The organism is Streptomyces sp. NPDC048751 (assembly GCF_043198595.1).
Taxonomy (GTDB): Bacteria; Actinomycetota; Actinomycetes; order Streptomycetales; family Streptomycetaceae; genus Streptomyces.
Map to the genome: position 1 here is coordinate 301,141 of NZ_JBICUX010000006.1, position 13,975 is coordinate 315,115.

The 13,975-nt window shown below is 72.3% G+C and carries 14 protein-coding genes and 1 pseudogene; 8 read left to right on the plus strand and 7 right to left on the minus strand.

Going from position 1 to position 13,975, the window contains the following annotated elements:
* Positions 1–97: 97 nt before the first annotated feature.
* The gene (locus ACGFNV_RS21150) at positions 98–463 is read right to left on the minus strand and encodes a chorismate mutase (protein ID WP_393624490.1); all 366 of its coding nucleotides are present in this window, start codon (positions 461–463) and stop codon (positions 98–100) included.
* A gap of 145 nt (positions 464–608) precedes the next feature.
* Between ACGFNV_RS21150 and ACGFNV_RS21155 the strand changes: the two genes are divergently transcribed.
* Positions 609–1,502 carry a hypothetical protein gene (locus ACGFNV_RS21155; protein ID WP_393624491.1) on the plus strand — a complete coding sequence of 298 codons (894 nt, stop codon included), beginning with the start codon at positions 609–611 and terminating at the stop codon, positions 1,500–1,502.
* Between the two features lie 4 nt (positions 1,503–1,506).
* Here the strand turns inward: ACGFNV_RS21155 and ACGFNV_RS21160 are convergent, their stop codons facing one another.
* Positions 1,507–2,940 carry an MFS transporter gene (locus ACGFNV_RS21160; protein ID WP_393624492.1) on the minus strand — a complete coding sequence of 478 codons (1,434 nt, stop codon included), beginning with the start codon at positions 2,938–2,940 and terminating at the stop codon, positions 1,507–1,509.
* Between the two features lie 117 nt (positions 2,941–3,057).
* On the opposite strand from ACGFNV_RS21160, the gene ACGFNV_RS21165 reads away from it, so the two are divergent.
* On the plus strand, positions 3,058–3,576 hold the full coding sequence (locus ACGFNV_RS21165; RefSeq protein ID WP_393624493.1) for a MarR family winged helix-turn-helix transcriptional regulator: 519 nt from the start codon (positions 3,058–3,060) through the stop codon (positions 3,574–3,576).
* A gap of 120 nt (positions 3,577–3,696) precedes the next feature.
* Here the strand turns inward: ACGFNV_RS21165 and ACGFNV_RS21170 are convergent.
* Together ACGFNV_RS21170 and ACGFNV_RS21175 are read right to left on the minus strand one after the other, a co-directional pair.
* Positions 3,697–4,458, minus strand: a pseudogene (locus ACGFNV_RS21170) (SDR family oxidoreductase); the annotation flags it as partial.
* 481 nt (positions 4,459–4,939) lie between these two features.
* Positions 4,940–5,674 carry an SDR family oxidoreductase gene (locus ACGFNV_RS21175; RefSeq protein WP_393624494.1) on the minus strand — a complete coding sequence of 245 codons (735 nt, stop codon included), beginning with the start codon at positions 5,672–5,674 and terminating at the stop codon, positions 4,940–4,942.
* 161 nt (positions 5,675–5,835) lie between these two features.
* Between ACGFNV_RS21175 and ACGFNV_RS21180 the strand changes: the two genes are divergently transcribed.
* Genes ACGFNV_RS21180 through ACGFNV_RS21195 form a run of 4 tightly spaced genes read left to right on the plus strand, consistent with a single transcriptional unit; the run spans position 5,836 to position 9,193 of the window.
* A complete protein-coding gene (locus ACGFNV_RS21180) occupies positions 5,836–6,579 on the plus strand; it encodes an enoyl-CoA hydratase family protein (RefSeq protein ID WP_393624495.1) in 744 nt (247 codons plus the stop codon).
* Positions 6,580–7,416, plus strand: a complete 837-nt coding sequence (locus ACGFNV_RS21185) for a CoA transferase subunit A (protein ID WP_393624496.1) — start codon at positions 6,580–6,582, stop codon at positions 7,414–7,416.
* Positions 7,413–8,144, plus strand: a complete 732-nt coding sequence (locus ACGFNV_RS21190) for a CoA-transferase subunit beta (RefSeq protein ID WP_393624497.1) — start codon at positions 7,413–7,415, stop codon at positions 8,142–8,144. The genes ACGFNV_RS21185 and ACGFNV_RS21190 overlap by 4 nt, the downstream gene beginning before the upstream one ends.
* The gene (locus ACGFNV_RS21195; protein ID WP_393624498.1) at positions 8,144–9,193 is read left to right on the plus strand and encodes an NAD(P)H-dependent flavin oxidoreductase; all 1,050 of its coding nucleotides are present in this window, start codon (positions 8,144–8,146) and stop codon (positions 9,191–9,193) included. Before ACGFNV_RS21190 ends, ACGFNV_RS21195 begins: the two co-directional genes overlap by 1 nt.
* Here the strand turns inward: ACGFNV_RS21195 and ACGFNV_RS21200 are convergent.
* From ACGFNV_RS21200 to ACGFNV_RS21210, 3 genes are read right to left on the minus strand one after another with little or no spacing between them, the layout of a single operon-like run.
* On the minus strand, positions 9,177–10,334 hold the full coding sequence (locus tag ACGFNV_RS21200; RefSeq protein ID WP_393624499.1) for an acetyl-CoA C-acetyltransferase: 1,158 nt from the start codon (positions 10,332–10,334) through the stop codon (positions 9,177–9,179). The genes ACGFNV_RS21195 and ACGFNV_RS21200 overlap by 17 nt on opposite strands.
* Before the next feature lie 23 nt (positions 10,335–10,357).
* On the minus strand, positions 10,358–10,969 hold the full coding sequence (locus tag ACGFNV_RS21205) for a TetR/AcrR family transcriptional regulator (protein ID WP_393624500.1): 612 nt from the start codon (positions 10,967–10,969) through the stop codon (positions 10,358–10,360).
* A gap of 15 nt (positions 10,970–10,984) precedes the next feature.
* Positions 10,985–11,773, minus strand: coding sequence for an SDR family oxidoreductase (locus ACGFNV_RS21210; protein ID WP_393624501.1), 789 nt, complete (start codon positions 11,771–11,773; stop codon positions 10,985–10,987).
* Positions 11,774–11,821: 48 nt separating this feature from the next.
* Here ACGFNV_RS21210 and ACGFNV_RS21215 point away from each other — a divergent pair, with 48 nt between their 5' ends.
* Both ACGFNV_RS21215 and ACGFNV_RS21220 read left to right on the plus strand, forming a co-directional pair.
* The gene (locus tag ACGFNV_RS21215; protein WP_393624502.1) at positions 11,822–12,961 is read left to right on the plus strand and encodes an acyl-CoA dehydrogenase family protein; all 1,140 of its coding nucleotides are present in this window, start codon (positions 11,822–11,824) and stop codon (positions 12,959–12,961) included.
* A complete protein-coding gene (locus ACGFNV_RS21220) occupies positions 12,961–13,974 on the plus strand; it encodes an acyl-CoA dehydrogenase family protein (protein WP_393624503.1) in 1,014 nt (337 codons plus the stop codon). Before ACGFNV_RS21215 ends, ACGFNV_RS21220 begins: the two co-directional genes overlap by 1 nt.
* The last annotated feature ends 1 nt before the right edge of the window (position 13,975 follow it).

The window sequence follows — 13,975 nt, forward strand, 5'->3', positions numbered from 1 at the left end:
CTGCCGACGCGCGGTGCCCGTCGGTTGACGAGCGGTGCGCGGCGCGTGCTGCCGCCGGTGCGTCGGCGTGTCCTGCCCGCGGTGGTGTCGGGCGAGGTCAGTGGGGTGCGGGGGCGGTGCCGTTGACGGTGTCCTCGGCGATGCTCTCGTGGTGGCGGATCACCTCGGCGATGATGAAATTGAGGAACTTCTCAGCGAACGCCGGGTCGAGCTTGGCGCTCTCGGCGAGGGCGCGCAGCCGGGCGATCTGGCGGGCCTCGCGGTCGGGGTCTGCGGGCGGCAGCTGGTGGCGGGCCTTGAGGTGGCCGACCTGCTGGGTGGCCTTGAAGCGCTCGGCGAGCATGTGCACGACGGCGGCGTCGATGTTGTCGATACTGGCGCGCAGCCGGGCGAGCTCCTCGCGGACGGCGGGGTCGACGTCGCCGTTGCCGTTGCCGCCGTTGCCGGTGTAGCTGGTGGTCATGGATGTTCACCCTAGTCGTCGTCGGGGGTGGCGCTCAGCCCGGTCCGACGGGCGAGATCCGGCACGGTCACAGCAGGATCCCCGTGGGTGGGCGGGGATTGCCCGTAGAGTGGATTCGGGTTCTGGGCGTCTTGGGGGTACGGGCGTGGCGAACGGCGGACCGGTCGAGCACGGCTACCCACATCTGGAGACGGTGCGGGCCGCGATCACGGCGCTGTACAGACGTCTGTCGTACGACACGGTCCAGACGTTCGCGAGCAGTGTGGTGCTGGCCGATGTGGCGTTCTGCGACACGGACGACCTGTATCTGGGGGCGCAGCGGGTGGCGCGTGAGCTGGTGCGTCACTTTCGGCTTCCGGACGCGCGGATGATCGTGAGTTTCCGGGAGATGCGGCATGCGGCGAACATCGAACTCGCGGCGGGTCCTGAGTACTTCGTGGAGTTGAACGACCGGTTCCGCACGCATCGGCGGGACATCGGGGCGGCGCTGGCCCACGAGATCATGCACGTCTATCTGCACCGCCTGGACCTGTCGTTTCCGGGGACGCGCGAGAACGAGATCCTCACGGACACGGCGACGACGTATCTGGGTGCGGGGTGGCTGCTCCTGGACGCGTTCCGGGAGGACGCGGCGTCGTCGCAGAAGCTGGGGTATCTGACGCCGGAGGAGTTCGGTTATGTGCTGGCGAAGCGGTCGCTGGTGTTCGGTGAGGATCCCTCGGTGTGGTTCACCAGTCCGCAGGCGTACACGGCGTATGTGAAGGGCATGCGGCGGGCCCGGCAGGACGAGCAGCAGCCGCCGTTGACTGCGGCGGGGTGGGCGGGCCGCCGCCGCTACGCCCACGACCGCCGCCACGCCCAGGACCACGTCCCGGTGCCGCTCACGGGCACGCCGTACACCTTCGCCCCGGACGCGCGCGGGCCGCTGCGGGTGACGTTCCCGTGCCCGACCTGCCACCAGCGGATCAGGGTGCCGGTGCGGGGTCGGGTACGGGCGCGGTGCGGGTTGTGCCGGACGGTGCTGGAGTGCGACACATAGGTGTCTAGGCGGTCGTCCGCCGAGGCAGCGCGGTGCACAGGGTCGCGCAGAGGATGAAGGCGGCTGTCACCCAGGGCATCGCGGCGTTGAGCGCGTCGGTGGGGCCCTCGTGGGTGTGGGCGAAGAACACCGTGCCGATCACCGCCGCTCCGAGCGCGCCGCCGAACTGCTGGGCCGTGGAGAAGATCCCTGACGCCCCGCCCGCGAGGTCGCCCGGGACGGCGGACAGGACGACGTTGACCAGCGGCACCACCAGGAACCCGAGCCCCGCGCCGGCGATCACGAGGCCGGGTACGAGCGGCCACGCCCCGGTGTGTACGTCGGCGGTGTCGTCGACGGCGGCCCACACCCAGGCGAATCCGCCCGCCATCAGCAGCGCCCCGGCCGCGAGGACGAGCCGCCCGAAGCGTACGGCGAGCCCGTCGGCGGCGGGCGCGGTCAGGAAGCCGCCGACCGAGAAGGCGACGGTCAGCACCCCGGCCTGCGTGGGCGTGTATCCCTCGCCGCCCTGCAGCCAGACGGCGAAGACGAGGAAGAAGCCCTGCATGCCGACGGAGAACAGCAACTGGACCAGGACACCGACGGAGAACGCGGGCAGCCGGAAGGCGCGCCCCGGCAGCAGCGGCAGCGTCCCGTCGGCCCGGCGCCGCGTCTCGACCACCACGAGCCCGGCGATCGCGAGCACCCCGGTGGCGAGGCAGACCCAGCCCCACAGCGGCCAGCCGTACTGCCGTCCCTGCACCAGCGGCAGCACGATCGCCACCAGCCCGCCCGCCAGCACCAGACTGCCGAGCGCGTCCGGCCGGCCCGCCGACCTCTCCTTCGTCGTCGGCACCAGGATGGTCCCGGCGACGAACGTCACCAGCGCGACCGGCACGTTCACCAGGAACACCGACCGCCATCCCCACCCGAAGAGGTCGGCGTCGGTGAGTACGCCACCCAGCAGCAGCCCGATCGCCGAGGCGAATCCGGCGACGGCCCCGTACATGCCGAAGGCCGCCCCGCGTTCCTTGCCCTGGAACAGGGTGCGGAAGGAGCCGATCACCTGGGGCACCAGCACCGCGGCGAGTACGCCCTGCACGGCCCGCGCCGCGATCAGCTGCGCCGGGGACTGGGCGATCCCGCACGCCAGGCTCGCCAGTCCGAACCCGGCGGTGCCGACGAGGAAGAGGGTGCGGCGGCCGTAGCGGTCGCCGAGGTGTCCGGAGACGATCAGGAAGGCGGCGAAGCCCAGCAGATAGGCGGAGACCGTCCACTGGAGGTCGCCGGTGGAGGCGTGCAGGTCGCGGCCGATGGAGGGGATCGCGACGTTCACGATGGTCGTGTCCACGAGGTCCATCAGCGCCGCGACCATCATCACGGCGGCGGCGGTCCAGCGGTGGGGGTGGGGTTCCGGCGTGGTGGTGGGCGGGGGTGCGGTGAGGGGGGTGGTGGGCATGGCTGTCTCCTGTCGTCCCGATTTATTTCGTTCGACCTAACGAAAGGCTTGCATCGCTGGAGCGGGCGGCACAAGTGTTTAGTTCGGCCGAACGAAATATTTGCTAGGCTGATCGCCATGAGCGGCACGGAGACGACTACGGAGACGCCGGCGGAGACGCCGACGGACGAAGAGCGGCGGGCGGCCGCCCTGGACCGCCTCATGACCGTGGGGCGGCAGCACAGTGCCGCCACGGTGATGTTCCATTCGGCGATCGCCGCCAAGCAGGGACTGAACGCCACGGAGGAGAAGACCCTCGACTTCCTCCAGCGCCAGGGACCGCTCACCGCGAAGGACCTGGCGGAACGGACCGGCCTCGCGCCGGCCTCCGTCACCGGCCTGGTGGACCGGCTGGCGGCCAAGGGCTTCGTACGCCGCGTCAAGCACCCCACGGACAAGCGCCGCGTGCTCGTCGAACTGAACGAGGCGCGGATCGCCGAACTCGCCGGGTTCTTCGAGGACTGGGCCCGCGACATCGTCACGGCGTGCGAGGAGTTCACGACGGACGAGTTGGAGACCGTGAACCGTTTCCTCGCCGTGATGACCGAGCAGCAGCGCAGGGCGACCACGCGGCTGACGGAGGGGCGGTCGGACTGAAGCTGGGGCGGGTCGGGCCGAAGGTGGGGCGGGCGGGCCGAGGAAGCAACGGGTCGGGCTCAGGGAGGGGCGGACGGGGCCGACGGGGCCGACGGGTAAGCGGCCCCGCCGGCGTCCGGCTCACGCCCCGTACACCGCCCCCGGCTCCTCCGCCCGTGCCAGCAGTGTCCGCACCCGCTCCCCCACGTCCGCGGGGGTCCACCGGCCTCCCTTGTCGGCGCTCGGGCCCCGTCGCCAGCCCTCCATGACGGTCACCCGGCCCCCTTCCGTCTCGAAGACGCGCCCGGTGACGCCCGCGCTCGCGGCGGAGCCGAGCCAGACGACCAAGGGGGAGACGTTCTCGGGGGCCATCGCGTCGAAGCCGGAGTCCGGCGCGGCCATCATGTCGGCGAAGGCGCGCTCCGTCATCCGGGTGCGCGCGGCGGGCGCGATCGCGTTGACCTGGACGCCGTACCGGCCGAGTTCCGCCGCGGCCACCAGGGTCAAGCCGACCACACCGGCCTTCGCCGCGCTGTAGTTGCCCTGTCCGACGGCCCCCAACAGGCCCGCACCACTGCTGGTGTTGACGATCCGCGCCTCGGGCGTACGTCCCGCCTTGGCCTCGGCTCGCCAGTGTGCGGCGGCGTGCTTCAGCGGCAGGAAGTGACCCTTGAGATGGACGCGCAGTACGGCGTCCCAGTCGTCCTCGTCGAGATTGACCAGCATGCGGTCGCGCAGGAAGCCCGCGTTGTTGACGAGCGTGTCGAGCCGTCCGTACGTATCCAGCGCGATGCGCACGAGGGACGCGGCACCCTCGCTGGTGGCGATGTCGGCACCGTGGGCGACGGCCTCCCCGCCCGCCGCGCGGATCTCGTCGACGACGGCTGCGGCGGGGCTGAGGGGAGCTTGGGCGAGGACGGGGGTGCTGCCAGGCGCAGGTGAGCCGTGGGGGGCGGGGGCGCGGCGGGGCGTAGGCGTGCCGTCGGCACTGGGCGCGCCGCTGGGGCCGTGCGTGCCGTCGAGGGCGAGCGCTCCGCCGGGCCATGGCGTGCCACCGGCGCCGGGCGTGCCGTCAGGCCCAGCCGTACCGTCGAGGCGGGACGTGCCGCCAGGCCCAGGCATGCCATCAGCGCCGGATGCGCCGCCAGGCCCAGACGCGCCACCGGCACCGGAAGCACCGCCAGGCGCAGGCGTGTCCTCAAGGCCAGGCGCGCCGCCGTGCCCAGGGGCGCCCCCGCCCCCACGCGTGCCGTCAAGGCTCACGTCCAAGTCGTTGACGACGACGCGGGCGCCTTCGGCGGCGAAGGCGAGGGCGTGGGCGCGGCCGAGGCCGCGGCCGGCGCCGGTGATGACGACGACGCGGCCTTCGCAGATTCCGCTCATCTCACTTCTCCTTGTTGGCGGTCGCGGCGTCCAGGAAGGCCGGCCGTTCCCCGCCGCCGTGGACGAGGAGACTCGCTCCGCTGATGTAGGCGGCCGCGTCGGAGGCGAGGAAGACGGCTGCGGCGCCGATGTCGGCGGGGTCGGCGAGTCGTCCGAGCGGAACGGTGCGGGAGACGGCGGCGAGGGCGTCCGCACCGCCGTAGTGGAGGTGGGACAGCTCAGTGCGGACCATGCCGACAACCAGGGTGTTGACGCGGATGTCCGGTGCCCACTCGACGGCCATGGAGCGGGCGAGGCTGTCGAGGCCGGCCTTGGCCGCCCCGTAGGCCGCGGAGCCGGGCGAGGGGCGGCCGCCGCTGACGCTGCCGATCATGACGATGGAGCCTTTGGCCCGTCGGAGGTGCGCGTGGGCGGCGAGGGAGGCGGTCAGCGGGGCGATCAGGTTGAGCTCCACCACGCGCGCGTGCCGCTCGGCGTCCGCGTCGGTGAGTGGTCGGTAGGGGGTGCCGCCCGCGTTGTTGACGAGGACGTCGAGGCGGGGCAGCGCGGCGAAGAAGGCGCTCACCGCGTCGCGGTCACGCAGGTCGAGGGGTATGAACTCGGTGCCCTTGACGGGGGTTTCGGGTGGTCGGCGCGCGCACGTCACGACATCGGCTCCCGCCTGCGCGAAGGCCCTGGCGATTCCGGCGCCGACGCCTCGGGTGCCACCGGTGACGACGACGGTTCTGCCGGTCAACGACGGGTCTCGCGGGGTTTCCGGGGGCTCCACGGGCTCCGGGCGTTCCGGGTTTTCCACAGGCCCTCCCGCATGTCGGTGCCTACTGCTAGCTTCGAAGTCGCACACCTAACAAATGTTTGGTGGAAAGGTAGCTGAGTGCGAAGGTAGCTGATGCGTCCATGGGTGTCTCCACCTCGTCCCCGGAAAAGGGGATTTCCGTCGTCACCGTCGACTTCCCGCCGGTGAACGCCCTGCCGGTGGACGGCTGGTTCGCCCTGGCCGGCGCCGTGCGCGCCGCCGGCCTGGACCCGGAGGTCAGGTGCGTGGTGCTGGCCGCCGAGGGGCGGGGGTTCAACGCGGGCGTGGACATCAAGGAGATACAGGCCCGGGGACAGAGCGCCCTGCTCGGAGCGAACGCGGGCTGCGCGGAGGCGTTCGCGGCGGTGTACGAGTGCGAGGTGCCCGTGGTGGCGGCGGTGCGGGGCTTCTGCCTGGGCGGGGGCATCGGGCTCGTGGGGAACGCGGACGCGATCGTGGCGAGCGAGGACGCCACGTTCGGGCTGCCCGAGCTGGACCGGGGGGCGCTGGGCGCGGCGACCCATCTGGCCCGGCTCGTCCCGCAGCACCTGATGCGTGCCCTGTACTACACCTCGCGCACGGCGACCGCGGCCGAGCTGCACGCCCACGGTTCGGTGTGGCGGGTGGTGCCCGGCGACCTGCTGCGGGCCGCCGCGCTGGAGCTGGCCCGCGAGATCGCCGCGAAGGACGGGCGTCTGCTGCGGCTCGCCAAGGCCGCCATCAACGGCATAGACCCCGTGGACGTCCGCCGCAGCTACCGCTTCGAACAGGGCTTCACCTTCGAGGCCAACCTCAGCGGTGTGGCCGACCGGGTCCGGGACACGTTCGGGAAGGAGGGTGCGTAGGTGAGTGACAAGACGATGACCGCCGACGAGGTCGTCTCCCGTCTGGAGAGCGGCATGACCCTCGGCATCGGCGGCTGGGGTTCGCGCCGCAAACCGATGGCGCTGGTCAGGGCGCTGCTGCGGTCGGAGATCACCGAGCTGACCGTCGTCTCCTACGGCGGACCGGACGTGGGCATGCTGGCCGCCGCCGGACGGATCCGGAAGCTGGTCGCCGCCTTCGTCACCCTCGATTCGATCCCCCTCGAACCCCACTACCGAGCGGCCCGCGAGCGTGGCGCCTTCGAACTGATGGAGATCGACGAGGCGATGTTCATGTGGGGGCTGCGCGCGGCGGCGCACCGGCTGCCGTTCCTGCCGGTGCGGGCCGGGATCGGGTCGGACGTGATGCGGGTCAACCCCGGGCTGCGGACGGTCACTTCCCCCTACGAGGACGGGGAGACGTTCGTGGCCATGCCCGCCCTGCGTCTGGACGCGGCGCTGGTGCACGTCAACCGCACGGACCGACAGGGCAACGGCCAGTATCTCGGCCCGGACCCGTACTTCGACGACCTGTTCTGCGAGGCGGCGGACACGGCGTACGTCTCGTGCGAGCGGATCGTGGACACGGTCGAGCTGACGAAGGAGGCGGCACCGCAGTCGCTGCTCATCAAGCGGCACGCGGTGACGGGTGTCGTCGAGGCGCCGAACGGAGCGCACTTCACGTCCTGCGCACCCGACTACGGCCGGGACGAGGCGTTTCAGAAGCGGTACGCGACCACGCCCTGGCCGGAGTTCGCGGCAGGCTTCCTCGCCGGGGACGAGCAGGCGTACCAGTCGGCGGTCGGGGAGGAACGGTGAACGCGGTCACCCGCGCCGAGTACTGCGTGGTCGCCTGTGCTGAGGCATGGCGTGGCGCGGGCGAGGTCCTGGCGAGCCCCATGGGTGTGGTCCCCTCCGTCGGTGCCCGTCTCGCCCGGCACACCTTCGCGCCGGACCTGCTGCTGACCGACGGCGAGGCGCTCCTCGTCGGCCTGGACGGCACGGTCGAGGGCTGGTTGCCGTACCGGCAGCACCTGGCGCTGGTCACCGGCGGTCGACGGCACGTGATGATGGGCGCGAGCCAGATCGACCGGTACGGCAACCAGAACATCTCGTGCATCGGCGACTGGGCGAGGCCGGCGCGGCAGCTGCTCGGGGTGCGCGGCGCGCCCGTCAACACGCTCAACAACCCGACGAGTTACTGGATACCGAGGCATTCGCGGCGGGTCTTCGTCGAGAAGGTCGACATGGTGTGCGGGGTGGGGTACGACCGTGCGGCCGGCGCGCGCCACCACCGCATCCCGCGTGTCGTCTCCGACCTCGGTGTCTTCGACTTCGCCACGCCCGACCGTTCGATGCGGCTGGCCTCGCTGCATCCCGGGGTGAGTGTCGAGCAGGTCCGGGAGGCGACGGGCTTCGCTCTCGTGGTCCCGGACGAGGTGCCGTACACCCGTGAGCCGACCGCGGGGGAACTGCGCCTGATCCGCGAGGTGATCGACCCGGGCAACACCCGCGCCCGGGAGGTCCCCGAGGGGGTGACGCCCTGATGGAAACGGCGCTCACCCGGCTGGTCGGGGCCCGTCATCCGATCGTGCAGACCGGGATGGGGTGGGTCGCCGGCCCGCGTCTGGTGTCCGCGGCGGCGAACGCGGGGGCGCTGGGCGTCCTGGCCTCGGCGACCATGACCCTCGACCAGTTGCGGGAGGCGATACGCGAGGTCAAGTCGCGTACGTCCGCGCCTTTCGGGGTGAATTTGCGGGCCGACGCGGCGGACGCGGGTGACCGGGTGCGGATCATGCTCGACGAGGGGGTGCGGGTGGCGTCCTTCGCCCTCGCACCGTCCCGGGAGCTGATCGGCGCGCTGAAGGAGGCGGGTGTCGTCGTCATCCCCTCCGTAGGGGCTCGGCGGCATGCGGAGAAGGTCGCCGCGTGGGGCGCGGACGCGGTGATCGTGCAGGGCGGCGAGGGCGGCGGGCACACCGGCGAGGTGGCGACGACGGTGCTGCTGCCGCAGGTGGTGGACGCCGTGGACATCCCGGTGGTGGCGGCGGGCGGCTTCTTCGACGGGCGGGGTCTGGTGGCCGCCCTGGCGTACGGCGCGGCGGGCGTCGCGATGGGCACGCGGTTCCTGTTGACGGCGGACTCGACGGTGCCGGACGCGGTGAAGGCGAGGTATCTGGCGGCGACGGTCAGGGACGTGACGGTGACGCGGGCGGTCGACGGTCTGCCGCACCGCATGCTCCGGACGGAGCTGGTGGCCGCCCTGGAGGACTCCGGCCGTGCGAGGGCGCTGCTCCAGGCCGTGCGCAGGGCGGCGGGCTTCCGGAAGCTGTCCGGGCTGACATGGCGGCAGATGGTCCGGGACGGGCTCGCCCTGCGGCACGGCAAGGACCTGTCCTGGAGTCAGGTCCTGCTCGCCGCGAACACCCCGATGCTGCTCAAGGCGTCGATGGTGGACGGGCGTACGGATCTGGGAGTCATGGCCTCCGGGCAGGTCGCCGGGGTGATCGACGACCTGCCGTCGTGTGCGGAGCTGGTGGAGCGGATCATGAAGGAGGCGGAGGAGACGCTGATGCGGCTCACAGCCTCTCGATGATCGTGACGTTGGCCTGGCCTCCGCCTTCGCACATGGTTTGGAGGCCGAAGCGGCCGCCGGTGCGCTCCAGTTCGTGCAGCAGGGTCGTCATGAGTTTGACGCCGGTCGCGCCGAGCGGGTGGCCGAGGGCGATGGCGCCCCCGTTGACGTTGACCTTGTCGGGATCCGCGCCGGTCTCCTTCAGCCAGGCCAGGACGACCGGGGCGAAGGCCTCGTTGATCTCGACGAGGTCGATGGCGTCGATCGACAGGCCGGTCTTCTTCAGGGCGTGGGCGGTGGCCGGGATCGGCGCGGTCAGCATGCGGATGGGGTCCTCGCCGCGCACCGAGAGGTGGTGGACGCGGGCCCGGGGCGTGAGGCCGTGCTCGCGCACCGCCCGCTCCGAGGCCAGCAGCATCGCCGCCGCGCCGTCGGAGACCTGGGAGGAGCAGGCGGCGGTGACGGTGCCGCCGTCGATGACCGGCTTCAGCGCGGCCATCTTCTCCAGGGAGGTGTCCCGCCGGGGCCCCTCGTCGACGGTCACCTCGCCGTACGGGACGGTCTCGCGGGTGAAGCGCCCCTCGTCGATGGCTCGCACCGCCCGCTGGTGGGACCGCAGCGCGAACTCCTCCTGGTCGCGGCGGCTGATCCCCCACTTCGCGGCGATCATCTCGGCCCCGGCGAACTGGTTGACGGGCCGGTTCCCGTACCGGGCCCGCCAGCCCTCGCTGCCCGCGAAGGGGCCTTCGGTGAAGCCCAGCGGTTCGGCCGCCTGCCGGGTGGCGAAGGCGATCGGTATCTGCGACATGTTCTGGACCCCGCCGGCGACCACCAGGTCCTGGGTGCCGGACAGCACCCCCTGCGCGGCGAAGTGCACGGCCTGCTGCGAGGACCCGCACTGCCGGTCCACGGTGACGCCCGGCACCTCCTCGGGAAGTCCGGCCGCCAGCCAGCAGGTCCGCGCGATGTCCCCGGCCTGCGGCCCCACGGTGTCCAGGCAGCCGAAGACGACGTCCTCGACGGCCGCCGGGTCGACGCCCGAGCGCGCGACCAGCTCCTTCAGCACATGCGCGCCGAGGTCCGCCGGATGGACCCCGGAGAGCCCTCCCCGGCGCCGCCCCACGGGCGTACGGACCGCTTCGACGATGTAGGCCTCGGCCATGGCGACTCCCCTGTGTGGATCGGCTAGGTACGTACGGCGATCCCGTCCAGCACCATCGACAGGTACTGCCGGGCGATCTCCTCCGGGCTGTGCTGTCCGCCGGGCCGGTACCAGGACGCGGCGACCCAGACGGTGTCGCGGACGAAGCGGTAGGTGAGGCGGACGTCGAGGTCGGCGCGGAAGACGCGGTCGGCGACCCCGCGCTCCAGCGTGGACAGCCACGCCTTCTCGAACCTGCGCTGCGAGTCGGCGAGGAAGGTGAACCGGTCCTGCGCGACGAGCTGCTTGCTCTCCTTCTGGTAGATCGCGACGGCGGCGCGGTGCCGGTCGATCTCCCGGAACGACTCGGTGACCAGGGCTTCGAGGGTCTCGCGGGGGCCCTCACCGGCGGCCAGGACGGTGTCGTACCCGTCCCACAACTCCTCGAGGAAGGTGCGCAGGATCTCCTCGAGCATCGACTCCTTGGAGTCGAAGTGGTAGTAGAGGCTGCCCGCGAGCATGCCCGCATGGTCCGCGATCTTGCGTACGGTGGTGGCGTTGTAGCCCTGTTCGGCGAAGACCTCGGCGGCGGTGTCGAGGAGTTCGCGGCGGCGGGCCGGCGCGGCGGTCACCTGGGGCTTCTTCTTGGTCGGCACGCGTTCATTGTCGTCCTAGGCGTGCTGGCTGCTGACAGGGACGACTTCTCCCGTCATGTACGAGGAGTAGCCCGACGCCAGGAACACGATCACGTTGGCCACCTCCCAGGGCCGCGCGTACCGCCCGAAGGCCTCGCGTGCGGTCAGCTCCTCCAGCAGCTCGGGGGTCGTCACCTTCACCAGGTGCGGATGCATGGCGAGGCTCGGCGCGACGGCGTTGACCCGCACCCCGTACGCGGCCGCCTCCACGGCCGCACACCGGGTCAGCGCCATCACTCCGGCCTTCGCGGCTGCGTAGTGCGCCTGTCCGGCCTGGGCTCGCCAGCCGACCACGGAGGCGTTGTTGACGATGACCCCGCCGCCGGTCTCCCGCATCAGCCGCAGCGCCGCCCGGGTGCAGCGGAAGGTGCCGTTGAGCGTCACGTCCAGCACGCGCGACCACTGTTCGTCCGTCATGTCGACGAGCGTCGAAGTGCCACCGAGCCCCGCGTTGTTGACGACCACGTCCAGCCGTCCGTGGGCCCGTACGGCCGTCTCGAACAAGGCCCGCACCTGGGTCTCGTCGGTGACGTCGCAGGGGGCCGCGGCGACCGACTCCGCGCCGAACTCGCCGGCCAGCTCCGCCTCGTACTCCTTGAGCCGCCGCGCGTGCGCGTCGCTGATCAGGACCCGCGCGCCCTCCTCCAGGAAGCGCCGCGCGGTCGCACCGCCGATCCCCGCGCCCGCCGCTGCCGTGATGACGGCGGTGCGTCCCTCCAGCAGCCCGTGCCCGGCCACGTAGGCGGGACTCTCGACGTCTGTCATGGGGCCACGCTAACCTACCAAACACTTGTTAGGGAAGGATGGCAGCCCATGGATCTCCACGTCACACAGGAGGACGAGGCCTTCCGTGCCGAGGCCCGCGCCTGGCTCCAGGCGCACGTGCCCACCACTTCGCTGCCCTCCCTGGAGACGGAGGAGGGCTTCGCCGCGCACCGCGCGTGGGAGGCCGAACTGGCCGCGGACCGCTGGTCGGTGGTGAACTGGCCGACGGCGTACGGCGGGCGGGACTGCGGGCTGCTCGGGTGGCTGCTCTTCGAGGAGGAGTACTACGCGGCGGGCGCCCCCGGACGCGTCAACCAGAACGGGATCAGCCTGCTCGCCCCCACCCTCCTCGACCACGGCACCGAGGAGCAGCGCGCCCGTGTCCTGCCGCCCATGGCGCGCGGCGAGGTGGTCTGGGCGCAGGCCTGGTCGGAGCCGGAGGCCGGGTCCGACCTGGCCTCCCTGACCTCGCGGGCCGTCCGCACGGACGGCGGCTGGCTGCTCAGCGGCCAGAAGACCTGGTCGTCACGGGCGGCCTTCGCCGACCGCGCCTTCGGCCTGTTCCGCAGCGAACCGGGCCTGCCCAGACCCCACCAGGGCCTGACGTACCTGATGTTCGACCTGCGCGCCGCCGGCGTGACGGTCCGCCCCATCGGCCGTCTCGACGGGAAGCCGGCGTTCGCGGAGCTGTTCCTGGACGAGGTGTTCGTGCCGGACGAGGACGTGATCGGCGAGCCGGGTCGGGGCTGGCGGATCGCGATGTCGACGGCGGCCAACGAGCGCGGGCTCACCCTGCGCTCTCCCGGCCGCTTCCTCGCCTCGGCGGACCGACTCCGGGAGCTGTGGCTGGATCGGGGCGGTCCGCACGCCACGCGCGACCGCGTGGCCGACGCGCTGATCGGCGCCCGCGCGTACCAGTTGTTCACCTACGCCGCCGCGTGCCGCTTCCTGGAGGGCGCGCCTCTCGGCCCGGAGTCCAGCCTGAACAAGGTCTTCTGGTCGGAGTACGACATCGCGCTGCACGAGACCGCCCTCGACCTGCTGGGGGACGAAGGCGAGTTGGCGGACACCGAGTGGTCCGAGGGGTACGTCTTCTCCCTCGCGGGCCCCGTCTACGCGGGCACGAACGAGATCCAGCGCGACCTGGTCGCCGAGCGCCTGCTCGGCCTGCCGAAGGGACGCCGCTGATGCGTTTCCTCCTCGACGCCGAACAACGGGCCTTCGCGGCCTCCCTGGACGCGATGCTCACGGCCGCCGACACGCCGGCGGTGGTACGGCGGTGGAGCCGCGGCGCGCACACCACCGGGCGCGCGCTGTGGTCCCGTGTCGCGGACGCGGGCGTGTTCGCGCTGGCGGTGCCGGAGGCGTACGAGGGGCTGGGTCCCCGGCCGGTCGACCTCGCGGTCGCCTTCGTCGAGCTGGGCCGCCATGCGGTGCCGGGCCCCCTGGTGGAGACGGTCACGGCGGCCGCGCTGCTGACCGAACCGGCCCTCGCCAAACGCTTCCTCGGGTCACTGGCATCGGGCACCACGATGGCGACGGTCGCCCGCACCGGCTCCTACACCCTCGGCAACCGGCCCGCCGACGAGAGCCCGCACGCCCGCGACGGCTCCTACGCCCTGGACGGCGACGCCGCGACGCTCCTGCTGGCCCTGGGTCCCGACGGCCTGCGCCTCGCCCCCGGCCACGGCCCGGTCCGCCACTCCCTCGACCCGGCCCGCCGTCTCACCCCGCTCGGACCCGGTGGTGAACTCCTCACCCCCTCCCCGCCGCTCGACCACGCCCTCATCTGGGCCCGCCTCGCCACCGCCGCCCAGGCCCTCGGTGTCGGTCTCGCGCTCCTGGACCGGACCGTGGCCCATGTGAAGCGGCGCGTGCAGTTCGGTGTCCCCGTCGGTTCGTTCCAGGCGGTCAAGCACCGGCTGGCCGACGCCGAAACCGGGTTGGAGTTCGCCCGGCCGTTGGTGTTCGGCGCCGCGACGACGATGACCCCGGCCGATGTCGCCGCGGCCAAGGTCAGCGCCTGCGAGGCCGCGTACGCCACCGCCCGTACCGCGCTCCAACTGCACGGCGCGATCGGCTACACGGCGGAGTACGACCTGTCGCTCTGGCTGACCAAGGCCCGTGCCCTGCGCACGGCGTGGGGCACCCCGGACGAGTGCCGGACCACGGTGCTCAGCGAGCGTGCCCGCCGCTCATGAG